Consider the following 26,483-nt stretch of genomic DNA (forward strand, 5'->3'; position numbering starts at 1 on the left):
CGGTGCCGTCCGGCTCACCCCGCCGTCAACGGCCCTTGCGCTCCTGGGAGGGCGGCCGCTGCGGCGGAGCCGCCTTCGCCTGCGGCTTGGGCGTGCTGCGGACGGCCTCGGCGCGCAGCAGGGCGCGCAGGACCGCGTACGGGTCTGAGGACATGGCTGTGTTCCTTGCGTAGTTCCGTGCGTGGTGCCGACCTGGCTGGGGGAGCGCGGGTCGGGTCAGCAGCGCAGGACCACGGTGCGGAGCAGGGGCGTCGCGTACGGCGGGCGCGGCGGGGCCGGGCACGGCAGCGCGTGGTGCGCCGCGTCGGCGGGCGCCGCCGGGTCGGGGAGCGGCGCGGGGCGCTGGGGTACGTCGGCCCGGTGGACGGTGCGGCCGGGCGGCCGCAGCGCGGAGTCGAGGACGTCGTGCTCGACGGTCCCGGCGGTACCGGTGGAGACCGCCGGTGCGGTCGCGGTGAGGGCCTCGGCGGCCGTCGGGCCGCCGGGCAGCAGCAGGGCGAGCAGCAGCACGAGCGTCCGCAGCCAGGCGTGGCCGGGCTGCGGACGGACGGCGGGGCTGCGGCTCATGCCGGTCATCTCCCCGCGCGGTGGGCGGTGTTCATCGCGCCGGGCACGAGATCCGCTCGCTCGGCGTACGGGCGGGGCGCGGGGTTGACGGGGGCCGGGCCGTTCACACGGTCTGCGGGATCCGCTTGGCCCGGCCGTGGATGCCGAACGAGGTGACGATCTCGACGATGCCGACGACCACCAGCCAGATGCCGGCGACGAGGGTCAGCACGGCGACCGACGCGAAGGGCGACACGATCAGCACGATGCCGGCGACGAACGTGACGATCCCGAGGAAGATCAGCCAGCCGCGGGCGGGCATCGCGGGGTCGTGCACGGCGGCGATGGTCTGGGTGATCCCGCGGATCAGCCAGCCGATGCCGATCCACAGGGCGAGCAGCAGGATCGACTCCATCGGGCCGCGGAAGCAGAACAGGCCCAGCAGGATCGACAGCGCGCCGCTGATGAAGGCCAGCACGCGCAGCGAGGCCGTCCTGTGCGTGCCGAAGGCGGCGATCAGCTGGAAGACGCCGGTGATCAGCAGGTAGACGCCGAACAGCACGCCCGCGACGCGCAGCGAGGCGTGCGGCCAGACGAGGATGACGATCCCGAGGATCAGGGAGGCGATCCCGGTGAGCAGCACGATCTGCCATGCGGCCCGGGCGAGGTAGTGCAGCGGGCCCTCGAAGGCCGGTTCGGGTTCACGCCACGGAGAACCGGCGTGCGCCCTGCGGTCGTCGTCGGCGGGCCCGGTGCTGAAAGGCTCGGTCATGCCCCATGCTGCGAACACCGCCCCCGCCCCCGCCATCCGACGGGGCCCGGACGGGTGACCCCGAAGCCAGGCCACCACCACCCACGAGCGCCTCCCCCGCGCGCTGGAGCACCGGGTCGCCGGGGCGCCGGGGCGCTGGGGTCGCCGGGCACCAGCCCTCCTGGACCCCACCGAAGTTCCGGCGACGCGCCGGGTTTCCGGGGGTCAGCCGTTGCTCTGGTGGCTCGTCGGGTTTCCGGGGGTCAGCCGTAGCTCCGGTCGTTCGTCGGCTTCTTCGGGGATTCGCCGTTGCTCCGGGACCCGTCGCTCCCCGGGGATCCGATGTCGCTCCGGGGCCCGTCGGTGTGCTGCTCCGAGGTGCCGGGTGCTCGGGGGGCTCATCGACCGTCTGCGGAGCCCGCTACTGGCCCCCGGCCTTCGCCGCCTTCGCCGCCGCCTTCATCTCCTGCTTGTGGGCCCGTACCTTGGCCAGGGACTCCGGGCCGGTGATGTCGGCCACCGACCGGAACGACCGTGCCTCCCCGTACGCACCCGCGGCCTCCCGCCACCCCGTCGGCCGCACCCCCAGCTGCTTGCCCAGCAGCGCCAGGAAGATCTGGGCCTTCTGCTTCCCGAAGCCGGGCAGTTCCTGTAGCCGCTTCAGCAGCTCCGCCCCGGTGCCGGCGTCGCGCCAGACGCCCTCGGCGTCACCGTCGTGGTGCTCGACCAGGTACTGGCACAGCTGCTGGATGCGCTTGGCCATCGACCCGGGGTAGCGGTGCACCGCGGGCTTCTCGGAGAGCAGCGCTGCGAACGCCTCCGGGTCCCGCGCGGCGATCTCGTGGGCGTCGAGGTCGTCCGCGCCCATGCGCGCGGCGATGGTCGCCGGGCCCTTGAACGCCCACTCCATCGGGACCTGCTGGTCGAGCAGCATCCCGACGAGCGCGGCGAGTCTGCTGCGGCTGAGGAGTTCGTCGGCCTCGGGGTCCTGCGCGAGATGCAGGCTGCTGGCATTGGCGTCCATGCGTCGATGATCCCGCGCCCGGCCCCGGCCCGCGCGCTCGCGACGGCCCGGCCTCCGCGGCCCCCGCACGCCTCACGTACGATTCCTCCACGAATTAGATTAGGCAAGCCTAACCTTAGACAAGAGGGGTCGCAGGGTGACCATCGAGACGTACCGAGACGCCTGGGGCATCCCGCATCTGCGAGCCTCCGACGCCCGCGAACTCGCCCGTGCGCAGGGCCGGGTCACGGCCCACGACCGGGCCTGGCAGTTGGAGATGGAGCGGCACCGTGTCCAGGGCACGTCGGCGTCCTTCCTCGGTGCCCCGGCCGTCGCCTGGGACGTCTTCGCCCGCCGGGCCCGGCTCGCGGACACGGCGCGACGCTGTTTCACGGCCCTGGAGGAGCGGGACCCGGAGACGGCGGACTGGGTACGGGCGTACGTGGCCGGCGTCAACGAGGGGCTCGTGGCGGGCGCCGCCCGCGCCCCCGAGTTCGCCCGCACCGGCCTGGCGCCCGGCACCTGGGAGCCCTGGCACCCGCTGGGCGTCTGGCTGGCCACGCACATCCTGTTCGCCGGTTTCCCGGCCAAGCTGTGGCGCGAGGAGGCGGTCCGGCACCTCGGCGAGGAGGCGGTCCCGCTCTTCGCCACGGACGGCCCCGCCACCGCGGGCAGCAACGGCTGGCTGCTCTCGGGTGCCCGCACCACCACCGGCCGGGCCGTCCTCGCCGGCGACCCCCACCGCTTCATCGAGGATCCCGGCGTCTACCAGCAGATCCGCCTCGCCTGCCCCGAGTTCGACGTCGTCGGCCTGGCCGTCCCGGGCGTCCCCGGCATCGCCCACTTCGCCCACGCGGGCACGGTCGCCTGGTCCATCACCAACGCGATGGCCGACTACCAGGACCTCTACCGGGAGCGCCTGCGGCGCACGCCGACCGGGGTGCGGGCGCTGGGCCCCGACGGCAGGTGGGCCCGAGTGGAACGCCACACGGAGACGGTCGAGATCGCAGGCGAACCCCCGCTACGGATAGAGCTACTCGAAACCGAACGGGGCCCCCTGCTCACCGAGGGCCCGCCGACGGAACCGACGGAGCCGACGGAGCAGATGGAACCGACGGAACCGACGGAACCGACAGGGACCGAGCCGACAGGAACCGAGTGGACAAGGGCCGAGCCGACAGGGACGGAGCCGGAGTTGGCGGGGGTGATGGGGACGGAGCCGGCGGGAGTCGGCCGGGAGAGTCGTGGGCCGGGCGGCGGGTCGCCTGGGGCGGCACCCCGCGAGCAGCCGGTGGCCGCCGACGCCGCTCGGCCCCCGCAGGGGCCACCCGCACCTGACCACGAAAGCCGCACGGGTGATGCGGGTGGGGGGACGTATGCCGACGGCGAAGCCGAGGCGTTGGCGTTGCGCTACCCACCCCGCGTCACCCAAGACCTCGGCTTCAGCGCCCTCCTCCCCCTCCTCCGCGCCCGCAGCGTCACCGACGTCGACAGCGCCTTCGACCTCTGGGCCGAACCCGTCAACGTCGTCCACGCGGCCGACACCGCCGGAGGCACCCTGCACCGCGTCGCCGGCCGCGTCCCCGTCCGCTCCCGCACCAACCGCACCCGGCTCGCCCCCGCCTGGCTCCCCGGCCACGCATGGCAGGGCTGGCACGAGATGCCGTACGGCGAACTCACCGACGGCGTCGCGGTGATGGCGAACCAGCGCGGCCCGGCCACCCCCCTCGGCGTCGAGTTCGCCCCGCCCCACCGCGCCGACCGCATCCGCGCCCTCCTCGACGGCCGCCGCACCTGGTCCGCCGCCGACATGCCCGCGATCCACACCGACACCCACCTCGCCTCCGCGGCCCCCCTCCTCGACCGCCTCGCCGCCCTCGACGGCCTCACCCCCGCGGCCGCCGCCCTCCGCGACCGGCTCCTCGCCTGGGACCGCCGCATGGACGCCGACAGCGCCGACGCCGCCGGCTACGCGGCCGTACGCACCGCGGTCGTACGGCGCCTCGCCGCGCACCCCGCCTTCGCCGCCCTCGCCGAACCCCCCGCCCACCCGGAGGCCCTGCTGCCCTGGCTGGCCCTCACCCCCCGCATCGCCTTCGCCCTCGAACACCTGCTGAGGGCCGATGAGTTGTACGGCATCGACCGCGCCGCCGAGGTACGCGCGGCGGTCGAGGAGGTCGCCGTCGACCCGCCCGCCGGCACCTGGGGCGACACCCACCGCCTCGCCCCCTGGCAGGCGCTGCCCGATCCGTCGTACGAGGGTCCGGCGCTCTCCGGCGACCACGACTGCGTGCTGTGCACCACGGCCGTCCCCGGTCTCACCGACCTCGCCGCGCGCGGCCCGGCCGCCCGGTACGTCTGGGACCTGGCCGACCGCGGCAACAGCCTGTGGGTGGTGCCGCTCGGCGCGGACGGGGTCCCCGGCGCGGACCACCACACCGACCAACTCCCCTTGTGGCTCAAGGGGGAACTGGTTCCGGTCAGCACCGACTGGGACCGACTGGAACTCGTCGAGGAGACCGATGTCTGAGCAGCCGTACGCCCCCGTCCACGAGGAGACGGTGGACGGCTTCGGCACCGTCCGCCTGCGCCCGCTGCACCCGGACCGGGACTCCGCGGTCGTGCACGGCTGGGTCAGCGAGGAACGCGCCGTCTTCTGGGGCATGACCGGCCTCAGCCGCACCCAGGTCGCCGAGGTCTACGCCCACATGGCCGCCCTCGACACCCACCACGCCTTCCTCGCCGAGAAGGACGGCGAACCGGTCGCGCTCCTGCAGACGTACGAGCCCGAGGCGGACCGGGTGAGCGAGTGCTACGACCCCCGCCCCGGCGACATCGGCATCCACCTCCTGCTCGCCCCGGCCGGCCCGGAGGGCGCGCGCCCCGGCTGGACGCAGGCCCTGCTCGCCACCCTGACGACGTACGTCCTGCGCACCCTCGACCGGCGGCGCGTCGTCGTGGACCCGGACGTCCGCAACCGGAAGGCCATCGCCCGCTTCACCCGCCAGGGCTTCACGCTCGGCCCGGCCGTCGTCCTCCCGGAGATCGACCTCCCGGACGTCCACCTGCCCGAGAAACACGCCCAACTGGCTTTTCTCACCCGGGAGGTAGCCTTCCCGGGTGATGACGCCCGATGACCTGATCGCGCATTACGCCCTGGAGCCGATCCCCCGCGAGGGCGGCCTGTTCCGGCGCACCTGGGAAGGTCCCCGGCGCGCCGACGGCCGCCCCGAGGGCACCGCGATAGTCGCCCTCCTGACCGCCGACGACTACTCCGCCCTGCACCGCCTCCCCTCCGACGAGGTCTGGCACTTCTACCTCGGCGACCCCCTCGACCTCCTGCTCCTCGCCCCCGACGGCACCAGCAGCGCCCCCGTCCTCGGCCCGGACCCGCGCGCCGGCCACCACCTCCAGCTCACGGTCCCGGCCGGCACCTGGATGGGCGCCCGGGTGGCCGCCCCCGGCGCCTGGACCTTCTTCGGGTGCACCATGGCCCCGGGATTCACCTACGAGGGGTACGAACACGGGAACGCGGCCCACCTCACGGCGCGTTACCCCGCCGAGGCCGCCCGCATCGCGGAACTCTGCCGCCCATGACCCCACTCCTGCACGGACAGACCGCCCTCGTCACGGGCGCGAGCGGCGGCATCGGCCGGGCCGTCGCGCTGCGCCTGGCCGAGGAGGGCGCGACGGTCGCCCTGCACTGCCGCACACAGACCCGGGCGGCCCGCGACCTCGCCGCCGCCATCGGCGACCGGGCGGTCGTCGTCCAGGGCGACCTGAGCGACGAGGCGACCTGCCACCGCGTGGTCCGCGAGGCCGCCGACCGGTGCGGCGGACGCCTGACCGCACTCGTCAACAACGCGGCCGTGCAGCCCGTACAGCCCCTGCCCGGCATGACGGCGGACGACTGGCGCGCGGTCGTCGACACCAACCTCACCAGCGTCTTCGCCTGCACCCAGGCCGTCGCCGGCATCATGCGCGCCCACCCCGGCGGCGGCACGGTCACCCACATCGCCTCCATCGAGGCGACCCACCCGGCCCCCGGCCACGCCCACTACGGCGCGTCGAAGGCGGCGGTCCTCGCACACGCCAGAGCGGCGGCCCTGGAGTACGGCCCCTTCGGCGTCCGCGTCAACACGGTCTCCCCCGGCCTGATCGACCGGGAGGGACTGGAGGAGGCCTGGCCGGAGGGCGTACGACGCTGGCGGCGGGCGGCGCCGACCGGCCGCCTGGGCCGCCCCGAGGACGTCGCCGACGCGGTGGTCTTCCTGACCTCGCCCCTCGCGTCCTGGATCACCGGCCACGACCTGGTGGTGGACGGAGGAGTCTCGGCCCGCCCGACCTGGTGACGGCGCCCGGCGGGCGAAATGAGCACGGTCCGCCCCCTGTCCGTATGACCCGTGAACGTGAATACGTGTTTCCGAACGCAGGACGGTGACGTGAGCGAAGAACACGCCCGGCGACGCCCGACGGCCCCCCACCGGGCAGCCCCCCACCCGGTGGCTTCCCGCCGGGCGGCTCCCCACCGAACGGCCCTCCGCGCCGTCGCCCTGCTCGGCACCCTCCTCACCGCCCTCCTCCTCGCCTCGGCCGCCCCCGCCTCCGCCCACGCGGCACTGCGCGGCAGCGACCCCGCCGACGGCGCCGTACTGAAGTCGTCGCCCAGGGCCGTCACCCTGACCTTCACCGAGTCCGTCGGCCTGCTCGACGACTCCTTCCGCGTCTACGACCCCACCAACCACCGGGTGACCACCGGCGACCCCGAACACGGCCCCGACGGCTCGGACACCGCCCGGATCACCTTCCCGAAGAAGCTCGGCACCGGAACGTTCACCGTGGCGTGGCGGGTCGTGTCGGCGGACAGCCACCCCGTCTCCGGCGCCCTCACCTTCTCCGTGGGCGAGCCGTCGGCCACCACCGCGGCCGTCCCGACCGGCCCGGTCGAGGATCCGGCCACCGCCAGCCTCTACAACATGGGCCGCTACGTCGCGTACCTCGCCGTGGCGCTGCTGATCGGCACGGTCGCCTTCGTCACCGTCTGCCGCCCCCCGAACCCCGGTTCCCTGCGCGGGGCGGCGGTGACGGCCTGGTGGGTCCTGCTGGCCGCGACCCTCTTCCTCTTCGTGCTCCGTTCCCCCTACGAACAGGGCACCTCCCCGGCGACCGCCTTCCGCCTCTCCGCCCTCGCCGAGTCGGCGCAGGGCCGCCCGGGCCTCGCCCTGCTGGCCAGGGTCGCCCTGCTGGCGATCACGGCCGCCCTCCACCTGTTCCTCCTGCGCAGGCGCGCGCTCTGGACCCGCCCGGTCGTCGCGGCGGGCGGTGTCCTCGCCGTCGCCCTGGCCCTGACCTGGGCCGCGGCGGAGCACGCCTCGGCCGGTATCCAGGTGCCGCTGGCGATGGCCTCCTCGGTGCTGCACCTCCTCGCGATGGCGCTGTGGCTGGGCGGTCTCACGGCCCTCCTGCTCACGCTGCGCCGGGTCACCGCCGCGCCCCTGCCCGCCGCCGTGGTCACCCGCTTCTCCCGGGTGGCCTTCGCCTCGGTGACGGTCCTCGTCGTCACCGGCGTCTACCAGTCCTGGCGCGGCCTGGGCTCCTGGCAGACCCTCACCGACACGTCGTACGGCAGGCTCCTCGTCGTCAAACTCGCCGCGGTGACCCTGCTGCTGGCGGCGGCCTCCCAGTCCCGCCGCTGGACGGCGAGGCTGGCGGCGGCCCCGGCGGCGGCCCCGGTGGCGGCGACGTCCGCGGCCCTAGAACGCGTCCCGCAGCCGGTCGGCGCCCCCCTCCCGGACGAACCCCCCACGGACCAGCCACGGGAGACCGAGGCACCGGAGGGCGACACACCGGAGGGCGAGGCACCGGAGGGCGAGGCACCGGAGGGCGACACACCGGAGGGCGGGGCACCGGGGAGCGAGGAACGAGGGAGCGAGGCACCGGGGGAGGAGTCACCTGCCGGTCAGACCCCGCCGCAGGGGCGGGCACCGTCCGCCGCCAGCCCGGGCGCCCACCGCGCCCTGCGCCGCTCGGTCCTCGCCGAGGTCGCCGTCGGCGTGGTCGTCCTGGTCGTCACCACGATCCTCACCGGCACCCTGCCGGGCCGCGCGGAGGCCGAGGCGGCCGCGTCGGGAGCGACGGCGAACACGGTGACCGGCATCCCGGCGGCCGCCGTCGCCCTCGTCCCCTTCGACGTCGGCACCCCCAACGGCCACGGCAAGGTGCAGATCACCCTGGACCCGGGCCGGGTCGGCAACAACTCCGTCGAGGCGGTCGTCCTCGGCCCCGACGGCGGCATCTCCACCGTCCCCGAACTCCGCCTCTCCTTCACCCTCGCCGCCCAGAAGATCGGCCCCCTCCCCGCCGGCCTCGCCGACCGCGGCGGCTACTGGGCCGCCAACTCCGTCAACCTCCCGATCGCGGGCGAGTGGACGATGAACGTCACGGTCCGCGTGTCGGACCTCGACCAGGTGACGGTGACGAAGAGGATCCGCGTCGCGGGCTAGCCCCCCTGCGCAGGCGGCTCCGGAGCGTTGCGGGGGCGGCTGCCGGGCTTTCTCCCGCCGTCGTTGGCCCTGAGCCAGCCCGACAGCTCCCGCATGACCGCGTCGATCTCGTCGTGCGCGTAGTGGTCCGGGTCCCAGCCCGCGTACAGGGAGACGGCCAGCGGACGGTCCTGGCTGGTCAGGGCGCGGGCACTCAGGCCGTACTGCGGGTGGTCGAGGACGACGCAGACGCCGTGGCCCGCGGCGGCCAGCGCCTGGGACATGGCCTCGGACTGAGGCTCGAAGGAGGGCCGGAGCGGCGTGCCCTGCTCGTACAGCGCCGTGTCCAGGGTGCGCCGCACGGCGCTGGCCCGGCTGCTGACGATGACGGGGTGGTCGAGCAGCCGCGCCAGCTCCAGGTCACCGGACCCTTCCCGGGCCAGCGGATGGGCGTCTGGCATCTGTGCGCTGATCCGCCGTTCCCCGAGACGCCGCGCCGCCATGGTACCGGGCGGCGGCCCGGTGGAGATGCCGATGTCGACGTCCCCGGCCCTCAGCCGCTCGTACACCTGGTCCGGTTCGCAGCCCCGGGCGTCGGCCAGCGGGCCGCCGACCTCGGCGACGAACGGGGCCACGAGGTGGGTGATGGTGGAGTGGGGGCAGGCCACGCGGAACCGCAGCGGGCTCTGTCCGGAGACCGCCTGCAACAGCTCCGTACCCCGGGCGGCGCGCAGGGTGAGGTCCCTGGCGACGGGCACGAAGCGCCGTCCGGCCGCCGTGAGCCGGACCCCCGCGCCGGTGCGCCGGAGCAGCTCCGTGCCCAGCTCGCGTTCGAGGGAGCGCAGCTGCCGGGAGATGGAGGGCTGGGCCACGTGGACGCGCGCGGCGGCCGCCGTCATCGAGCCGGTGTCGACCACCGCCAGGAAATACCGCAGGACCCGTAGTTCCACCGTGCCTCCGTCGTATCGCCACCGGGCCTTCGTCCCGACGAGGCCAGGCCATGGCCTGCCGGGCCGGGCCATGCCTTGGAGGCATGGCAGCACAGCTTAGAAGGTACTGGACCGTATGGCCGGTGGGCTACGAAACTGAGGCGGACCGGACAACACCGTTCGAACGGGCACCCGCAGCGTCGCGGTCAGCGCAAGGCACTCCCCGCCGCGCACCGCACGTAGGTCGAATCCGCAGGAACCGCCGCTCACTCCCGGAGTCAGCCATGCCCCAAGCCATGTCCACCGCCGGCCGCAACGCCAGACGCGCCACCACCGCGTCCTTCATCGGGACGGCCGTCGAGTGGTACGACTTCTACATCTACGGCACCGCCACCGCCCTGGTGTTCGGCAAGCTGTTCTTCTCCGCCGCCAGCCCCGCCGCGGGCACCCTCGCGGCCTTCGCCACCTTCTGGGTCGGCTTCCTGGCCCGCCCGCTCGGCGGACTGGTCTTCGGCCACATCGGCGACCGGGTGGGACGGAAGAACGTCCTCGTCACCACCCTGGTCCTGATGGGATCCGCCACCACCCTCATCGGCGTACTGCCCACCTACGCCTCCATCGGCGTCGCAGCGCCGGTGCTGCTCGTCCTGCTCCGGGCCGTCCAGGGCATCGCCGTCGGCGGTGAATGGGGCGGCGCGGTGCTCATGGCCACCGAGAGCGCCGACCGCGGGCGCCGCGGCATCGCCGGCATGTGGGTCCAGCAGGGCTCGCCCGCGGGCGCCGTACTGGCCACCCTGGTCTTCATCGCCGTGGGACACCTGCCGGACGACGCGTTCCTGTCGTGGGGCTGGCGCGTCCCGTTCCTGCTGTCCGCCGTGCTGGTGGTCATCGGGCTGGTCATCCGGCTGAAGGTCACGGAGTCCACCGACTTCGAGGCGGCCAGGGAGCGCGAGAACGCCACCCCGAAGGTCCCCGTCGTCGAACTGCTCCGCACCTCCTGGCCGCTGGTCCTGCTCGGTGTGGGCGCCAGCGCGATGGGCATCTCGGCCGCCTACTTCACCAACACCTTCGTGCTGTCCTGGGCCACGAGCGACCTGGGCGTGGACCGGCAGACCATGCTCGACATCCTGCTCGTCCTCGCCGTCCTGCAGTTCCTGTGGCAGCCGGCCGCGGCGCTGCTGGCCCAGCGCGTGGGGACCGTCCGGCTGATGGCGGGCGCCCTGGTCGCCAACATCGTCGTCGCGGTGCCGATGTTCCTGCTGATCGCCACGCGGGACAGCACGCTGATCGCGGTGGGTCTCGCCATGGCCGTGATCACCGGGGCCAGCTACTACGCGCTGCTGGCCGGCTTCCTGTCCCAGGTTTTCCCCGTCAGGGTCCGCTACACCGGCGTCTCGCTGGCCTACCAGCTGTGCAGCACCGTCATCGGCGGCTCCACCCCGCTGGTCGCCCAGTGGCTGCTCACCCTCGGCGGCGGTTACTGGCCGGTCGTCGGCTACTACATCGCGCTCCTGCTGCTCACCACGGTCTGCGTACTGGCCCTGGCCCGGAAGAGCTCCGGACTCGGCGGCGCCTCGCGGACCGACGCCCGCGAGCCGGACAGCCTGTCCGCCGTCGCGCCGTGAGCCGGCCGCACCCACTTCCCGGAGGACCAGTCATGCACCTGGACGCACTGTTCACCAACGGCCGCTTCACCACGCTCGACGCGGACCGTCCCACCGCCCACACCCTCGGCGTCCTCGGGGGCCGCGTCGTCGGCCTCGACGACGAGGTCGCCGGATGTACCGCCGACCGCGTCCACGACCTGCAAGGGGCCCCGGTGGTGCCCGGCTTCAACGACGCCCACCACCACCTGAGCATGCGGGGCCGCCGCCTCCTCCAGCTCGACCTGCACGCCCGGTCGGTCCCCACCCTCGACGCCCTCTACGCCGCGGTGCGCGAACGGGCGGCCCGGCTCGGCCCCGACGAATGGCTCTTCGGCGCGGGCTACGACCAGAACAAGATCGGCGCCCATCCGACGGCCGAGGCCCTGGACGAGGCGGCGCAGGGGCGTCCCGTGTGGCTGGAGCACGTCTCCTGCCACATGGGCGTGGCCAGCACTGCGGCCTTCACCCGCGCCGGCTTCACCGGTCGGCTCGGCGTGCCCGACCTCGACGGCGGCAACGTCGAGCGGGACGCGGACGGCAGGGCGGTGGGCCTCCTCCAGGAGACCGCCATGCACCTGGTGACCCGGGCGTTCCGGCCCTCCCCCGTGGACTCGATCGTCGCCGCCATCGCGGCCGGCAACGACCAGGGCGTGACGGAGGGCATCACCAGCCTCACCGAGCCGGGGATCGCCGCCGCCGAGCACGTCGGGCACGGCCCGGCCGACCTGCACGCCTTCCACCGCGCGGTGCGCGAGGGCGCGCTGAGCATCCGTACCACGGTGATGCCCTACATGACCGTCCTGCACGACCTGGGGGCCGTCGGCGGCGGCGACACCTGGTTCGGACTCGACCTCGGGCTGGGCAGCGGGTTCGGCGACGACCGGCTGAAGATCGGCGCCACCAAGATCGCCACGGACGGCTCGCTCATCGGCCGCTCGGCGCACATGTGCAGCGGCTACCACGACGAACCCGACAACGTCGGCTTCCTCCAGTTCGACGAGGGCTGGCTGCGCCGGACGATCAACGAGGCGCACCGGTGCGGCTGGCAGATCGCGGCCCACGCGATCGGGGACGCCGCCATCGACGTCGTCCTGGACGCCTTCGAGGCGGCGCAGGCCGCGCATCCGCGCCGGGACGCGCGCCACCGCATCGAGCACTTCGCCGTCGCCTCCGACAAGCAGGTCCGCCGCCTGGCGGACCTGGGCGTCGTCCCCGTGCCGCAGGGGCGGTTCGTCTCGGAGATCGGCGACGGCATGATCGCCGCGCTGGGCCCCGAGCGCGCCGAGCACTGCTACCGCATGCGCAGCCTGCTGGACGCCGGAGCGGTCCTGCCCGGCAGCAGCGACGCACCGGTCGCGCACGGCAGCCCGCTGCTCGGCATCCACGACATGGTCAACCGCCGCACCGCCGCCGGCGTCCCGCTGGCTCCCGCCGAGGCGGTCACCCCGGCACAGGCGCTGTACGCCTACACGGTGGGCTCCGCCTACGCCGAGCACGCCGACGACCGCAAGGGCCGCCTCGCCCGCGGCATGCTGGCGGACTTCGCCGTCCTCTCGGACGACCTCCTGTCCGTCGCCCCGCACTGCATCGGCACCCTGACCGTCGGCGCCACGGTGATCGGCGGCCAGGTCGTCCACGACGCGGGCGCCCTCGCCTGACCGACGGACGCCCCCGCACAACGCCCCGTCCACGGACGGGGGCGAACCCACCTCCAGCAGCCGCAACCACAACCAGGGACCGGCCCCCGCCCCAGGCACAAACGTCGAAGGGCCCCCTGTTTCCAGGGGGCCCTTCGACAACGTGCCCGGTGAGGCACTGGCGGAGGATACGAGATCCGAACTCGTGAGGGGTTGCCCCCCCAACACGCTTTCCACATGTTCGTCCGGGGGTTCGGGGACGCTCGGGAGCGTCCTGACCTGCGACGGAACGGGTGGCGGTGGAGGTTTCGGACGGTGCTGCGGGGTGCCCGCGGGGTGGCACGCCTGGGTACCCGGCCTTGGCCGCCGAGTCCTACGCGGGCATCACGCCATGGATGCGGGAGAGAGTGAAGACGCGTTCCGCTTCGCGCAGGTGGCACCAGGCGTCGAGGTAGGGCGGGTCGAGTTCCAGGTCGCTCAGGGTGCGTACGGTCCGGTTGCCCGAGGTGGCGATGTACTCGATCGTGATGGCCGCACCGGTGTCGATGGCATGGGCGACCTGGCGGACGTCGCTGTACGACAGGTGCTTCGCGTATCCGGCGACGATCTCCTCGGTGTCCGTCGCGAAAGGCACCCCGCTGCCGAACGGGTCGGGTTCGGGTGAGACCGGCGGGGCCTTGAGCAGCCGGTCGGCCAAGGCGTCCGTCCCGGTGTCGGCGGGCATGCCCGAGGCGCCGGTCGCGGCCGTCCGGGGGCCGTGCCGCCCGACGTTCCTTCGCGGGGGCGGGACGGCAGCGGCGGCCCTCTGCGGCAGGCGCTTTTCGATGCGCACCGTTCCCCCGACGGTCTCGGCGACCGGGGCGTAGCCCGCAGCGCGGAGCGCGGCGAGAGCCGTCGCGGGTGGGCTGCCGCTGACCAGGACCGTCGGGGCGAGCTGCCGCAGGGCGAGCTCGGCCAGTGCGCGGTGGGCGGCGAGTTCGGCCAGGAGCGCGGGTTCGTCGCCGTGGATGACACAGGCCGCGGGGGCGATGCGTACCCGGCCGTGACCTCGTGCGGTGTCGGCGATGAGATAGGTCAGCGGCTGTGGCAGGGCTGTGGCGGAGCCGGCGGCCAGGTCGGCTGTGATGTCGTCCGGGGTGCGGCCGGCGTCCAGGGCCCGGCGGATACTGCCGGCACTGAAGCGCCATACCGACGCCGTGCCACTGGTCTCCCGGTCGGCCGTCGAATCCAGCAGCGCTGCGAGTCGCGCGGACGGGGTGCCGGTGACGACGGCGGTGAGATCGGCGCCGATCCGGGCCGTCGTGGTCGCGGGGGGGGCAGCAGCCGCCGGACCGTGAGGTCGAGCTCTTCGTCGGCGTGGGCCGCCAGGTGGGCGCCGAGCGGGGACAGCGCACCCCGTGCCAGCACGCCCAGCAGTTCGCCTTCGCGGATCACGGTGCTGAACGGTGCCGCGTCCTGGGGCGAGGCGTCGTCGGCGAGCGGACGGTGCCAGGCCACGCGCGGCCCCAGCTCCGAAGCGACCTTGACACCCTGTCCCGCCGGGAGCCCCGCTGCCGCGGTGAGCAGCCCGTGGCGGGCCTGCAGACAGCCGCCGCAGTCAGGCGCGCCGGCGAGCGCGGGCAGCGCCTTGTCGTCTTCGTCGCGCGCCCGGGTGGGGGTGAGCGGCAGGTCCCGCCATGCCCGGAGCAGTACGGCGAGTTGTTCCGCGGGCTCCTGCTCGGCCCAGGCGTCGTACGCCTCGGTGGGAGGTACGCGATCGCCGTCGCGAGCCAGCAGTCCGGCGGCGTAAGCGGTCTCCAGGGCGATGCGTACGACGGCGTCGTCCGCTTGGGCGGCCTTGCCGAGCCGGGCCAGTTCACGCGCGCCGATCCCGCCCGACTTCAGCCGGGTCGGTGGAGCGGTCGCGCACACCGAGAGGACGGAGGCGGCATGGGCCGCGAACGCGGTGGCGGCCACCGCGGCCTCCCGCTCCACCTCCGAAGAGGTGACGGGCACCAACTGTGTGACGGGCGGCAGAGGATCGAACGGAGCGTGCCAATCGGCTCCCCGCACGGCCAAAGCCACCTCGACCGGCATCCGGACGGGCCCGTACCGGTGACGGTCCTGGAGCAGAAGCCCACGGTCGAGTGCCCACCGGGCGCCTGGTTGGAGATCGGGGTCAGGAGCCCCGAACGCGACGAACAGCGACTGACGCGGCGTGGACCTGGCGTTCTGCTCAAGCAACTTCCGGGTGGCCGCTGGTGCCCCCGCCACCAGCGCGGCGACCCGCTCCGCGTCACTGTGGTGCTCCACCAGAGCCGCGAGTCGCTGCTGCTTGGTGCCGGGTGGCTTGACACCCAGGACCGCCAGCATGCCGCGCAGTTCCTCCGAGGTGGTGCCGGCCAGCAGCTCCTCCAGCGGGGCGTCAAGCCCCAGGGGCGTGCTCCAGGCCTGCCGCAAGGGCGTGGACATGCGGAGTGCCTCGTTGCCGTCGTGCCACACGAGCGCCCGATCCGACAGCGCCTCCAGGGTCGCGTCCAGTGCGTGCACCGCCGCCGGGGATGTCGAGCCGAGCAACTCCGCGAGACTCTCCCGGGTCGCTCGTGCTCCCAGGGCGGCCAGCGCCTCGGTGACCTGCAAGCACGGCAGCGTGAGCCGCGGCAGGACGAGTGCCACGGACCCCGGACGCTGGAGACGGTCCGCCAGTTCCCCCACCGAGCGTGGTTCCGGAGAGGAGGCCGCGTCCTTCCGCATGGCGAGTACGCGTGCCAGGCGGGAACGGTCGAGTTCGCTCAGCCAGGTCGCAAGCGTCGATCGGGACTCCATGAGGGTGCACCTCGACAAGCAGGAAACGTCACGGACGGGCCGAAGTCGCTTCGGCGCCAAGGCCAAGGATGGCGCAGTTCCATGATCTGCGGATGTCGTACGAGGACAGAACCCGCAGCGCCTCCCCGCCGGGCCCAGCCCGACGAGACGAGCCGACGGCAGGAGAAGATCCGGCCGCCCGCTCGCCGAAATGTTCTTAATCGGCAGATATGAGTGCAACCAAAACTGCAACCGGTGCACGACGAAAAGCCGAGCCGCGATTGCGGCTCGGCTCCTCGTTTCGCCTGTTCAGGCGGCTGCGGAGGATACGAGATCCGAACTCGTGAGGGGGTGACGGGGGTGAATGAGACCAGAACTGAGACCAGGGCGCAGGGTCATACCTGCTTGACGACGATGGTGTCCGGGAGGAGCTTCTCCAGGTCGTCTACGTCCGAGGTGAAGACGGTGACCTGCCCCTTCTGCTGGCGTGCGATGACAGCGAGCACGGCATCGATGGCGTACTTGTGACCGTGCAGCTTGGCGTCGGCCAGGAGTCGTCGGGCCTGGCGGGCTTCGTCCTTGCCGATGTCTGCGACCTTGAGCCGGGAGAGCACCCAGTCCCAGCGCTGCTCGGTGGTTCTGCCGTCGAACGCCTCGACCAGCGTCATGGGAGATGTCACGACCTCGGCCTCACCCCCGGCTGCGAGGTCGAGCCAGGTGATCATCTTGCGGTCGCCGCGCACGGCCAGGGACAGGGCCTCGCAGTCGAGTACGAAGACGCGCAGTGGCCGTTGCCTGTGCTCACCGGCGCGCTTCTTCACGCGGCCTCTCCGGCATCGTGTCCTCCGGCCGCGCGGCGGCGCTCGTGCTCGGTGTCGAGATCGTCCAGTTCCGAGAGTGCTGCCGCGCGCTCGTCCTCGGTGACCGCGCCGTGTTCCTCCTGCAACCAGTCGACCAGCTCCAGCAGCCGGTCCCGATCGCGCTTGAATCGCAGTGCTTCGGCGACGTACGCCGAAAGTCCCCGCTCAGCCGCGTCGGCGCGGATCTCGTCTAGTAGATCTTCGGGGATCGTCACCGTTACTTTCTTGGTTGCCATACAAGTCACCATACTCCTGGTGTGAATGCCCTTACCGGGTTGCCGTGACCTGTAGGGCAAGGAGGCCAATAGCCAATCCGTGAGCCCTGCCCACACGTGATCGCTGACTCGTACCGCTTCACTCGGCCAGCGTGTGCCGTTCACTCTCATCAGCGCATGCTGCGTCGGATGAGGATGGTTGCCCTTCGCGGTGGTGAGCCTCCTGACGTTGATGAACGACAGGAGGAGAGTTCATGTCCCTGCTGCCTTCGGCAGACGTCTTCAGATCGATCGAGCTAAAGGTTCCGCAGTTGCTCGGTGGACAGTTGGTCTGTCCACATGGACCCGGGGAGAGATGTTCGGTCGGCGAGCACCTCACGCTCCCGGAGGCGAAGGAAGCGGCGGCACGAGATGCCGCTGATGCCGCTGTGCGGGATGCGCTGTGGCGGTGCGTGGGGCGCGATGCCCGAAGCGACGTGCCGAACTTGGCTCAGCGCGGCCAGTTGCTCGCGTTGTACTTCATCATCCCCTACCTGCGGAAGTCGGCCGCGAGAGTCTCGAGGAGGCTCTGCGTCGATGTCGCAGAGGTGAGGTCAGCCGTGCTCGTCGGCGCGTTGTACGGGCTGGCACTGGCGGCTGAAGCCGACGACGTCCGTGATGAGGTCGTCCGGGCTGCCAATGCCGCCGGCTGGGCGGTAGAGCGGGCTGATCCGGCCGAGCGTACGACGGATCCGCGCAGTCTTGTCGACGGCGCGAGCCAATGCCCCTCCGCAAGGTGGCAGACCTCCTCGGAGTCGACGCAGCGAAGGCGGGCGGACTGGTGAGGGCGGGCCGCTTCCCCTGCCGTGTCACGAAGGAGAAGGGAAAGTACGTAGTCCTTCCCGCCGATGTGTTGGTCGCCATGGGGCTCGATGATCCGATCGTGCGGATCGTCGACCTGCTGGCCGGAGCCGAGTTCGCGAGGCGATGGGACTGAGGGCCGGCCGCCGGTGGGCCGAGTGTGACATCGGAGGGTTGGGTGCGCGAACGTGGACGGTCGGTGCACTGCTGATCCGTCGAGCGGCTCCACGTCGGCGGCCTCGGCCGCACGGTGACAGTCATGCCGACACTGCGCGGCTGTTCGGGGGCGTTCGCGGGGGTTCAGGGGGCAGGCCAGACGGGGTGCGCGTATGGCGGTGAACGGTGGCGGCTGGCGGTGCACTGAACAAAGGCCAGGACAACTAGCACCACGAAGAGAGCCAGTTTCGCTATGGCGAGTTGGTGGTTCCGAACCGCCGGGAGCCGGATGGTTCTGCGGTTCTCTCTCCTCTGCGGGGAGGGAACCGCCTGATCCGTTCCCCACTGCTCCGAACCGGGTCTGACGAGAAGCGAAGGAGCGAGATCATGTACAACTGCGAGGGATGCGGACGGTCCCGGCAGGGGTTGTTCTTCGGCTCCGGGATCGGAGAAGCGAAGTGGTGGTGCTGGCGCTGCCAGAGCACCGATCAGAAGGAACTGATCAGTTCTTTGGATGACCACGCTGGTGTACGCCTCTGCCCGGCGTCGTTGATGTCAGCCGTGGATGTCAGAAGCCTTCTGATCCGTAGCTCTATCAAGATCGGGCATTGACGGTCATACAGGCCGCTCGGAGGGGGCTGATGGGCACCACTGGTCATGGCCGGCCGCTGTGGTTGCTGTACTTCGCTGCTGTACAGCATCGTGTCAGAACTCCAGGGTCGCCAGATCTTGCCGGAAGACCGTGCGTGCCGCACGGGTCGCTTCTCCGTGAGCCTGTCTGGCGGCATGGTATTCATCTGACGTCACCGTGCATCCGGACGCGAGTGTTTCTCGAACCTGACGCAAAGAGTGGTACGAAGCGTCTATGGCTTCCGATACACCGGCGGCTGCTGTCAGGACGAGCCGTTCTCGCGCCTCATCGCACCCCGACGCCTGGAACGCCTGCCGTATCTTGGCTGCCCTCGCCTGTGGGTCCGGGTATGCCTCGTCGGCGGCCAACCGCATAGCCTCGTGCGCACGCCGAAGGGCCACCAAACAGTCCGCGTACATGGTTCGGCGGTCTTGCAACCTGTTATCCCTGACAGTTCGCCGCCAACGCAAGTGCTCGCCGGCCAGCGTCGCCCCAATGCCGAACACTGCTCCGAGTGCCGTCCCGGCAAGCGTCCCCCACTCCACGCGGAAGATCGTGCCACACAACTTCCCTTGATGTCCCCTCCCAAGCGCTCTCACTGCGGGCACCCAACTCAACTGGCAATCAAGGGAGTTGGGCCATGGCGATGTTTCACTCTCGGAGGGGCCCCGCAGATCAGCAGACCTTAAAGTCTCGGAGCGACCGCCCCCGCCCCCACCGGGCCCACCACCTCACAGCCTGAGCCTTCCCGCCCTCCATCCGCCCGGAAGGGCGGATGGCTTGAACCAGTAGAGAAAGTTGTAACTCACTCGGGGCTGTGGGGCTGTCCGGTCCCGGTAGATGCTTGACGCTTCGATCCCGGCTGATGGTTGACGGTGGCCGTGATCGGCTTTTCTGTGCACGTCGTTGCGTCGTGTGGCAGGAGGCCGGGATTGGCTCTGGTGGAGTTGTCGGTTGTCGAGCAGAGGTATCGGGCTGTGCTCGCGGTGCACTGGGAAGGGGAAGGGGTACGTGTTCGCCTCGCCGGTCGGGGGACCGCTGAGCCCCAACACCGACTTCCACGTCTGGAAGCCGCTCCTCCGGGATGTCGGTGTCCGCAACGGCCGCCTCCATGACGCTCGCCACACCGCCGCGACCGTGCTCCTGATCCTCGGCGTCCCGGACGTCGTGATCGACTCGATCATGGGTTGGGAGCCTGGAGGAGCGGCCCGGATGCGCGCTCGGTACATGCACGTGACGGGGACCATGCTCCGCAAGGTCGCGCAGCAGGTCGGCGATGTGCTCTGGGAGCTTCCGAAGACGAACTGAGACGGACAACGTCGAAGGGCCCCGCTGCGAACAGCGGGGCCCTTCGACGTATTGCCCGGTGAGAGCAATGGCGGAGGATACGAGATTCGAACTCGTGAGGGGTTGCCCCCAACACGCTTTCCAAGCGTGCGCCCTAGGCCTCTAGGCGAATCCTCCGGTGGGAACATTACATGACCGAGAGGAGTGCTCGCGAACTCGTTCCTAGCCGCTGACGTCGGGTACTCTGTGCAGAGCCCCTCACGCGGCGCTATCTGACTGAACTCCCCCAGGGCCGGAAGGCAGCAAGGGTAGGTCGGCTCTGGCGGGTGCGTGGGGGGCGCTTGCGTTCGCCGGGCGGAGCCTTCGGCGGGGTGGGTTGTCGGTGGGCGCCTATAACCTCGTATGCGTGTCGTCTCTCGCGCTGTACCGCCGCTATCGCCCGGAGTCGTTCGCCGAGGTCATCGGGCAGGAGCATGTCACCGACCCGCTGCAGCAGGCGCTGCGGAACAACCGGGTCAATCACGCGTACCTGTTCAGCGGCCCGCGCGGATGCGGCAAGACGACCAGCGCGCGCATCCTGGCCCGCTGCCTGAACTGCGAGCAGGGGCCCACGCCGACCCCGTGCGGCGAGTGCCAGTCGTGCCAGGACCTCGCGCGCAACGGACCGGGTTCCATCGACGTCATCGAGATCGACGCGGCTTCTCACGGTGGTGTGGACGACGCCCGTGACCTGCGTGAGAAGGCCTTCTTCGGACCCGCGGGCAGCCGCTACAAGATCTACATCATCGACGAGGCCCACATGGTCACGTCGGCCGGCTTCAACGCCCTGCTCAAGGTCGTCGAGGAGCCGCCGGAGCATCTGAAGTTCATCTTCGCCACCACCGAGCCCGAGAAGGTCATCGGGACCATCCGGTCGCGGACCCACCACTACCCGTTCCGGCTGGTCCCGCCCGGCACCCTGCGGGACTACCTCGGCGAGGTGTGCGGGAAGGAGCAGATCCCCGTCGCGGAGGGGGTGCTGCCGCTCGTCGTGCGCGCCGGCGCCGGGTCCGTGCGTGACTCCATGTCCGTCATGGACCAGCTGCTCGCCGGGGCCGGCGAGCAGGGTGTGACCTACGCCATGGCCACCTCCCTGCTCGGCTACACGGACGGCTCGCTGCTCGACTCGGTCGTCGAGGCCTTCGCCACCGGCGACGGGGCCGCCGCCTTCGAGGTCGTGGACCGCATCATCGAGGGCGGCAACGACCCCCGGCGCTTCGTCGCCGACCTGCTGGAGCGGCTCCGTGACCTCGTGATCCTCGCCGCCGTCCCGGACGCCGCCGAGAAGGGGCTGTTCGACGCGCCCGCCGACGTCATCGAGCGGATGCAGGCCCAGGCCGGCACGTTCGGCGCGGCCGAGCTCAGCCGCGCCGCCGACCTCGTCAACGAGGGGCTGACCGAGATGCGCGGTGCCACCTCCCCGCGCCTCCAGCTCGAGCTGATCTGCGCCCGCGTCCTGCTGCCGGCCGCCTACGGCGACGAGCGGTCCGTCATGGCCCGCCTCGACCGGCTGGAGCGGGGCGTCAACTTCTCCGCCGGGGCCGGTGCCCCCGCGATGGGGTACGTCCCCGGGCCCGAGGCCCACATGGCGGCCCCGGTTCCCGAAGGGGGCGGTCCGGCGGCGGCCCGGGCGGCCGTGCGCGGGGGAGCGGTGGGCGCAGGCGCGGGAGCGCCCGCGCCTGCGATGCCTGCGCCCGCACCCATGCCGACGCCCGCCCCCGCGCCCGCAGCCGCGCCCCCACAGGCTGCCCCACCGGCTGCCGCGGCGGCTCCCGCGCCCGCGCCGGTCCCCCAGTCCCCGTCCCAGCCTCCAGCCGCGGCCCCAGCCCCGGCTCCGGCCGCCGCGCCCGGTGCCTGGCCGACCGCGGCCGCCGCGGGTGGCGGCACGCGCCGGCCCGGCGGCTGGCCCACGGCCGCGCCGTCCGCCGGTGCCCCGGCCGCACACCAGGCCCAGCAGGCGCATCAGGCCCCCGCGTCGGTACCCGCGTCCGCCCCCGCGGCCCCGGCGGCTTCCGGCCCGGCCGCCGCCCCCGCCCCCACCGGCGGCCTCGACCCCCGGGTGCTCTGGCCGAACATCCTGGAGGCGGTCAAGAACCGCCGTCGCTTCACCTGGATCCTGCTCAGTCAGAACGCCCAGGTCACCGGCTTCGACGGCACCACCCTCCAGCTCGGCTTCGTCAACGCCGGTGCCCGTGACAACTTCGCGGGCAGCGGCAGCGAGGACGTGCTGCGGCAGGCGCTGGGCGAGCAGTTCGGCGTGCAGTGGAAGGTCGAGGCGGTCGTCGACCCGACGGGCGGTGGTGGCGGTGGTTCCGCCGCGGCCGCCGGTTCCGGGTACGGCGGTGCCCCGGCCGCCGGGTACGGCGCACCCCAGGCGGGCGGCTACGGCAGTCCCGCCCCGGCAGCCCCGCCCCGCCCGGCGCCCGCACAGCCCGCTCCGGCGGCCCCGCCCCGCAGCGCCCCCGCGGCAGCGGCCCCGGCGCCCCCGCCCGCCGCCCCCGAGCCGCCCCCGGTCGCCCCCGAGGACGACATCCCGGAGGAGGACGACCCCGACCTCGACGAGTCGGCGCTCTCGGGCCACGAACTGATCGTGCGGGAGCTGGGCGCGACCGTCGTGGAGGAGATCCAGAACGAGTGACGGGAAGCGGCCGGTCCGGCACGGCCGGCACGGCTCCCCGCCGCGTCCCGGCCGGCGCCTCGCTCGCCTCCCGTTGCGGCCCGGCCGACTTCCCGCTCGCCTCCCGTCGCGTCCCGGTCGGCGCCTCGCTCGCCTCCTGCCGCGGCCCGGCCGACTTCCCGCTCGCTCCACGTCGCGGGCCCGGCCGACTTCCCGCTCGCTCCACGTCGCGGGCCCGGCCGACTTCCCGCTCGCTCCACGTCGCGGGCCCGGCCGACTTCCCGCTCGCCTCCCACCGAATCTCGGCCGGCTCCTCGCCCGTTTCCCACCGGCCCCCGGCGGCTTCCCGCCCCCTTGGAGGAACCTCCAGTCCGCCGGTCCGGCTACGCTGGCCCCCGTGAAGGTCCTCGTCATCGGCAGCGGCGCCCGCGAACACGCCCTGTGCCGCTCCCTGTCCCTCGATTCCGACGTCACCGCGCTGTACTGCGCACCCGGCAACGCCGGCATCGCCGAGGTCGCCGAGCTGCACCAGGTCGACGCCCTGGACGGCGCGGCCGTCGCCGGCCTGGCCCGGGAGCTCGGTGCCGACCTCGTGGTCGTCGGCCCGGAGGCCCCGCTCGTCGCCGGGGTCGCCGACGCCGTGCGCGCCGCGGGCATCCCGGTCTTCGGCCCCTCCGGGGAGGCCGCGCGGATCGAGGGGTCCAAGGCGTTCGCCAAGGACGTCATGGCGGGGGCCGGAGTGCCCACCGCCCGTTCGTATGTCTGCACCAACGCCGACGAGGTCGCCGAGGCCCTCGACGCCTTCGGGGCGCCGTACGTCGTCAAGGACGACGGGCTCGCGGCGGGCAAGGGTGTCGTCGTCACCGACGACCTGGCCGCCGCCAAGGCGCACGCCGCCGACTGCGACCGCGTCGTCATCGAGGAGTTCCTCGACGGCCCCGAGGTCTCCCTCTTCGCGATCACCGACGGCGAGACGGTCCTCCCGCTCCAGCCCGCCCAGGACTTCAAGCGCGCCCTGGACGGCGACGAGGGCCCCAACACCGGCGGCATGGGCGCGTACTCCCCGCTGCCCTGGGCCGACCCCAAGCTCGTCGAGGAGGTCCTGGAGACCGTCCTCCAGCCCACCGTCGACGAGATGCGGCGGCGCGGCACCCCGTTCTCCGGTCTCCTCTACGCCGGCCTCGCGATCACCTCGCGCGGCGTCCGGGTCATCGAGTTCAACGCCCGCTTCGGCGACCCCGAGACCCAGGTCGTCCTCGCCCGTCTGAAGACCCCGCTCGCCGGTGTCCTGCTCGCCGCCGCGAACGGCACCCTCGACGACCTGCCGCCGCTGCGCTGGAGCGAGGACGCCGCGGTCACCGTGGTGATCGCCTCCCACAACTACCCCGGCACCCCGCGCACCGGCGACCCGATCACCGGCCTCGACACGGTGGCCGCCGAGCACGCCCCGGACGCCTACGTCCTGCACGCGGGGACGAAGCGCGACGGCGACGCGGTCGTCAGCGCGGGCGGCCGCGTCCTGTCCGTCACGGCCACCGGCAAGGACCTCACCGACGCCCGTACGCGCGCGTACGGCGCGGTGGCCCGGATCGGGCTCGACGGCTCCCAGCACCGCACGGACATCGCCGCGAAGGCGGCCGCCGAGTCCTGACCGCCCAGCAGGCCCAGGACTCCCACCTGGTTCCAGACGTTCTTCCCGATCAGGCCCCGGACCCGTAATCCGGGGCCTGATCATTGCTTTCTGTCGATCACCTCTGACCAAAGCCATTCCATCGAGTGACCGATGCCCCATCCGGCTGACGCGGGCCGGGGCCCCAACTATGGTGCGGCGCAAGCGTTCCGGCACTTGGCCCACCGGCATTGCGATGTCAGTGACGGGTGCCACAGTGGGGGAGTGAGCAACAGCCAGGACAGCGCCAGGACTGCAGGGAGGGGGTGAGGTCCGGTCGTGACCGGAATCGGTGTGGAGGCGGGAGCGCAGGCGGCCCGTACGCGGGCCCTCGCGGTGCTGCGCGTCCGCGGCCGGGCCCTGGCCGTGGCGCTGCTGCCCGCGGCGGCCACGGTGATCCTGCTGACCGGCGGTTCCACCGGCCACTTCGTCGGCCGGGGCTGGGACACGGCCCGCTGGGCGGTCGGCGTGCTCGCGGTGGTCGTCCTGCTGGCCGCCGCCGGTGTCGCCCTGGTCGTGGCCCGCGCCCGTCCCGCCGTCAGTCCCACGGTCCCGATCCCCGAGGAGTCCGCGCCGGACCTGTACCGGATGGTGCGCGACCTCGCCGACCGCCTCGGCGTCCCGGTGCCCTCCGCCATAGCGCTCACCCCGGACTGCGACAGCTGGCTGGAGGACCGCACCCACCCGGCCCACGGCCCGCCCGCGCCCAGGGCCGGCGACGAGCTCGGCAGCGCCCGGCCGCACCGCCGTACCCCCGCCGCGCCCGTCCTCGTCATCGGCTCCCCGTTCCTGTGGTGGATGCGCGTCGGCGAGCTGCGCGCGGTCCTCGCCCCGGTCGTCGCCGGTACGGGACCCTCGGCGCAGCCGGACATAGCCGCCGCCCGCCGCTTCGTCCGGGGGCTGGACGCGGCGGTGGCCGTCTCCTCGACGTCCGGCCGATGTCCGGCGACCCGGGTGGTCTGCGCGGGCGTCGGCTGGGTGGCGCGGCTGCTGCTGCGCGGCTGCCGGGAGCACGCGGCCCTGATGGAGCGCGGGGTCGCCGCGGCGGCGGCCGAGCGCGCCCAGGCCGTGGACTACGGACTGCGGATCGTCGCCCAGGAGCAGGTCGGTCTCGCGTACGCCGGCTGGGACCGCCTCCTGACCCGGGTCGCGGTGCCCGCCTGGCGGATGGGCCGCTGGCCCTCCCGGCTGGACGCGGGCGTGGTCGCGGCGCTGACCGAGCTGTCCCGGCGCGACCGGCTGGCCGAGGGCTTCGCCTCCCGGCTGGGCGAGCGGCCCGCCTGCGACCTGCTGGAGGAGCCGGGGCTGGTGGACGAGGCCGCCTCGCTGCTCGCCGCCCGCCTGTTCCACGGCGGTCCCGCGGAGCCGGGTCCGGACTGGTCGCCGGTGGCCTGGCAGGAGTATCCGGACGAGGTCGTCGACCGCACATGGCGCACCGAGGCGGCCCGGCTGCACCGGGTCCTGGACTCCCTCGGCGTGCGCGCCACCCTCGACCCCGGCGCCCCCGACCCCGGCGGCCCCACCCTGGCCCGGGTCATGGACCACCTCACCGACCCCACCGCCGCCGCCAGGTCCAAGGACTTCCCGCCCCACGACGAGGACACCGACCCCGACCGCGCCTTCCCCGGCACCTTCGGCCACGACATCCACGACAGCCACGCCGGCCACGACAGCCATGCCGGCCCCGACAACCCGGCCGGCCCCGACTCCGACCTCGCCCACGGCGAGCCGCCGGCCGATCCCGACCTCGCCCACGCCCACGTCCACACCCACGCCCACGACGACAACCCGGCCGACCCCGGTACCGGTACAGGCTCCGACCGCACCCCCGCCTACGAGGACGACGCCATGGACGACGCCATGGACGACGCAGAGGATGCCGCCGGTACCGAGCGGAGTGCCGCCCTCGCCGCCGGGCTCACCGCGGCCCTCGCCCGCGAGGAGCGCGAGGGTGCGACCGCCGCCTCCGCACCGCGCCCCGGCTCGCCCGCGCCCGCCGGGCAGGGCCCCGACAGCGCCCTGTGGGACGACGGCGGACTGCCCCTCTTCCCGCTCCAGCCCCCGCGCACCGCCCGCGAACTCCTAGCCGACCACGTCAAGGCGATGGTGTGCTGCGCGGCCGTGGACACCGCCGGAGCCACCCCCGGTCTGGACTGGCTCGACGGCCCGTCCCTGCTGGTCGACGGCGAGCGGGCCGCCGACCTGACGCCCAGAGTCCTCAGCCTCATCGAGGAGGGAGACCCGGCCCCGCTGCGGGCCTGGCTGGTCGAGTCCGGCATACGCCCCGAGAAGCCGGTACGGCTGGTCTGACCTGCGCGTTTCGGCGCTTTCGCGGAGCAAAGCGTTCCACTTCAGGCAAATTCGCAACGAACCGTGACCGGGCGCGTGCGT

At 73.0% G+C, this 26,483-nt stretch carries 18 protein-coding genes, 1 tRNA gene, 1 other RNA gene and 2 pseudogenes; 13 read left to right on the top strand and 9 right to left on the bottom strand.

Annotated features, from left to right (window positions below; genetic code table 11):
* Window positions 1-25 precede the first annotated feature (25 nt).
* From ACZ619_RS16345 to ACZ619_RS16360, 4 genes are all read right to left on the bottom strand, one after another.
* Entirely contained in the window at window positions 26-154 is a 129-nt protein-coding gene (locus ACZ619_RS16345) for a hypothetical protein (protein ID WP_469599106.1), read from the bottom strand.
* Between the two features lie 62 nt (window positions 155-216).
* Window positions 217-567 carry a hypothetical protein gene (locus ACZ619_RS16350; RefSeq protein ID WP_469599107.1) on the bottom strand — a complete coding sequence of 117 codons (351 nt, stop codon included), beginning with the start codon at window positions 565-567 and terminating at the stop codon, window positions 217-219.
* A 103-nt stretch (window positions 568-670) separates the two neighbouring features.
* On the bottom strand, window positions 671-1,318 hold the full coding sequence (locus tag ACZ619_RS16355; RefSeq protein WP_469599109.1) for an HdeD family acid-resistance protein: 648 nt from the start codon (window positions 1,316-1,318) through the stop codon (window positions 671-673).
* A 400-nt stretch (window positions 1,319-1,718) separates the two neighbouring features.
* Window positions 1,719-2,321 (bottom strand): HhH-GPD-type base excision DNA repair protein, encoded by a 603-nt coding sequence (locus tag ACZ619_RS16360; protein ID WP_469599111.1) that lies wholly within the window; start codon window positions 2,319-2,321, stop codon window positions 1,719-1,721.
* A gap of 136 nt (window positions 2,322-2,457) precedes the next feature.
* On the opposite strand from ACZ619_RS16360, the gene ACZ619_RS16365 reads away from it, so the two are divergent.
* The 5 genes from ACZ619_RS16365 to ACZ619_RS16385 all read left to right on the top strand — a co-directional run bounded on the left by ACZ619_RS16365 (window position 2,458) and on the right by ACZ619_RS16385 (window position 8,803).
* Window positions 2,458-4,830: a penicillin acylase family protein gene (locus ACZ619_RS16365; protein WP_469599113.1), complete on the top strand. Its 2,373-nt coding sequence runs from the start codon at window positions 2,458-2,460 to the stop codon at window positions 4,828-4,830.
* Window positions 4,823-5,437 carry a GNAT family N-acetyltransferase gene (locus ACZ619_RS16370; protein ID WP_469599115.1) on the top strand — a complete coding sequence of 205 codons (615 nt, stop codon included), beginning with the start codon at window positions 4,823-4,825 and terminating at the stop codon, window positions 5,435-5,437. Before ACZ619_RS16365 ends, ACZ619_RS16370 begins: the two co-directional genes overlap by 8 nt.
* Window positions 5,424-5,897, top strand: a complete 474-nt coding sequence (locus ACZ619_RS16375) for a cupin domain-containing protein (protein WP_469599233.1) — start codon at window positions 5,424-5,426, stop codon at window positions 5,895-5,897. The genes ACZ619_RS16370 and ACZ619_RS16375 overlap by 14 nt, the downstream gene beginning before the upstream one ends.
* On the top strand, window positions 5,894-6,652 hold the full coding sequence (locus ACZ619_RS16380) for an SDR family NAD(P)-dependent oxidoreductase (protein WP_469599117.1): 759 nt from the start codon (window positions 5,894-5,896) through the stop codon (window positions 6,650-6,652). The genes ACZ619_RS16375 and ACZ619_RS16380 overlap by 4 nt, the downstream gene beginning before the upstream one ends.
* 150 nt (window positions 6,653-6,802) lie before the next feature.
* Window positions 6,803-8,803, top strand: coding sequence for a copper resistance CopC/CopD family protein (locus ACZ619_RS16385; RefSeq protein ID WP_469599235.1), 2,001 nt, complete (start codon window positions 6,803-6,805; stop codon window positions 8,801-8,803).
* On the opposite strand, the gene ACZ619_RS16390 is transcribed toward ACZ619_RS16385, so the two are convergent.
* A complete protein-coding gene (locus tag ACZ619_RS16390) occupies window positions 8,800-9,732 on the bottom strand; it encodes a LysR family transcriptional regulator (RefSeq protein WP_469599119.1) in 933 nt (310 codons plus the stop codon). The two genes, ACZ619_RS16385 and ACZ619_RS16390, sit on opposite strands and share 4 nt — an antisense overlap.
* A gap of 263 nt (window positions 9,733-9,995) precedes the next feature.
* Between ACZ619_RS16390 and ACZ619_RS16395 the strand changes: the two genes are divergently transcribed.
* Window positions 9,996-11,336: an MFS transporter gene (locus tag ACZ619_RS16395; RefSeq protein WP_469599121.1), complete on the top strand. Its 1,341-nt coding sequence runs from the start codon at window positions 9,996-9,998 to the stop codon at window positions 11,334-11,336.
* 32 nt (window positions 11,337-11,368) lie between these two features.
* Window positions 11,369-13,015 (top strand): amidohydrolase, encoded by a 1,647-nt coding sequence (locus ACZ619_RS16400; protein WP_469599123.1) that lies wholly within the window; start codon window positions 11,369-11,371, stop codon window positions 13,013-13,015.
* 352 nt (window positions 13,016-13,367) lie between these two features.
* Here the strand turns inward: ACZ619_RS16400 and ACZ619_RS16405 are convergent.
* The 3 genes and pseudogenes from ACZ619_RS16405 to ACZ619_RS16415 all read right to left on the bottom strand — a co-directional run bounded on the left by ACZ619_RS16405 (window position 13,368) and on the right by ACZ619_RS16415 (window position 16,874).
* A pseudogene (locus ACZ619_RS16405) lies at window positions 13,368-15,799 on the bottom strand (helicase-associated domain-containing protein).
* A 374-nt stretch (window positions 15,800-16,173) separates the two neighbouring features.
* Window positions 16,174-16,599, bottom strand: coding sequence for a hypothetical protein (locus ACZ619_RS16410; protein WP_469599124.1), 426 nt, complete (start codon window positions 16,597-16,599; stop codon window positions 16,174-16,176).
* Complete coding sequence (locus ACZ619_RS16415; protein ID WP_469599126.1) at window positions 16,596-16,874, bottom strand: ribbon-helix-helix domain-containing protein; 279 nt, start codon at window positions 16,872-16,874, stop codon at window positions 16,596-16,598. The genes ACZ619_RS16410 and ACZ619_RS16415 overlap by 4 nt, the downstream gene beginning before the upstream one ends.
* A gap of 233 nt (window positions 16,875-17,107) precedes the next feature.
* On the opposite strand from ACZ619_RS16415, the gene ACZ619_RS16420 reads away from it, so the two are divergent.
* Both ACZ619_RS16420 and ACZ619_RS16425 read left to right on the top strand, forming a co-directional pair.
* Window positions 17,108-17,677 (top strand): hypothetical protein, encoded by a 570-nt coding sequence (locus tag ACZ619_RS16420; protein WP_469599128.1) that lies wholly within the window; start codon window positions 17,108-17,110, stop codon window positions 17,675-17,677.
* A gap of 1,805 nt (window positions 17,678-19,482) precedes the next feature.
* A pseudogene (locus ACZ619_RS16425) lies at window positions 19,483-19,788 on the top strand (tyrosine-type recombinase/integrase); the annotation flags it as partial.
* Between the two features lie 68 nt (window positions 19,789-19,856).
* Here ACZ619_RS16425 and ACZ619_RS16430 read toward each other — a convergent pair.
* Window positions 19,857-19,944: transfer RNA gene (locus tag ACZ619_RS16430), tRNA-Ser, on the bottom strand.
* A gap of 72 nt (window positions 19,945-20,016) precedes the next feature.
* On the opposite strand from ACZ619_RS16430, the gene ffs reads away from it, so the two are divergent.
* The 4 genes from ffs to ACZ619_RS16450 all read left to right on the top strand — a co-directional run bounded on the left by ffs (window position 20,017) and on the right by ACZ619_RS16450 (window position 26,402).
* Window positions 20,017-20,115, top strand: an RNA gene (gene ffs, locus ACZ619_RS16435) — signal recognition particle sRNA small type.
* Between the two features lie 58 nt (window positions 20,116-20,173).
* Entirely contained in the window at window positions 20,174-22,444 is a 2,271-nt protein-coding gene (locus ACZ619_RS16440) for a DNA polymerase III subunit gamma and tau (RefSeq protein WP_469599130.1), read from the top strand.
* 376 nt (window positions 22,445-22,820) lie between these two features.
* Complete coding sequence (gene purD / locus ACZ619_RS16445) at window positions 22,821-24,074, top strand: phosphoribosylamine--glycine ligase (protein WP_469599132.1); 1,254 nt, start codon at window positions 22,821-22,823, stop codon at window positions 24,072-24,074.
* 297 nt (window positions 24,075-24,371) lie between these two features.
* The gene (locus tag ACZ619_RS16450) at window positions 24,372-26,402 is read left to right on the top strand and encodes a M48 family metalloprotease (protein WP_469599133.1); all 2,031 of its coding nucleotides are present in this window, start codon (window positions 24,372-24,374) and stop codon (window positions 26,400-26,402) included.
* Window positions 26,403-26,483 lie beyond the last annotated feature (81 nt).

The organism is Streptomyces sp. NPDC104367 (assembly GCF_055583825.1).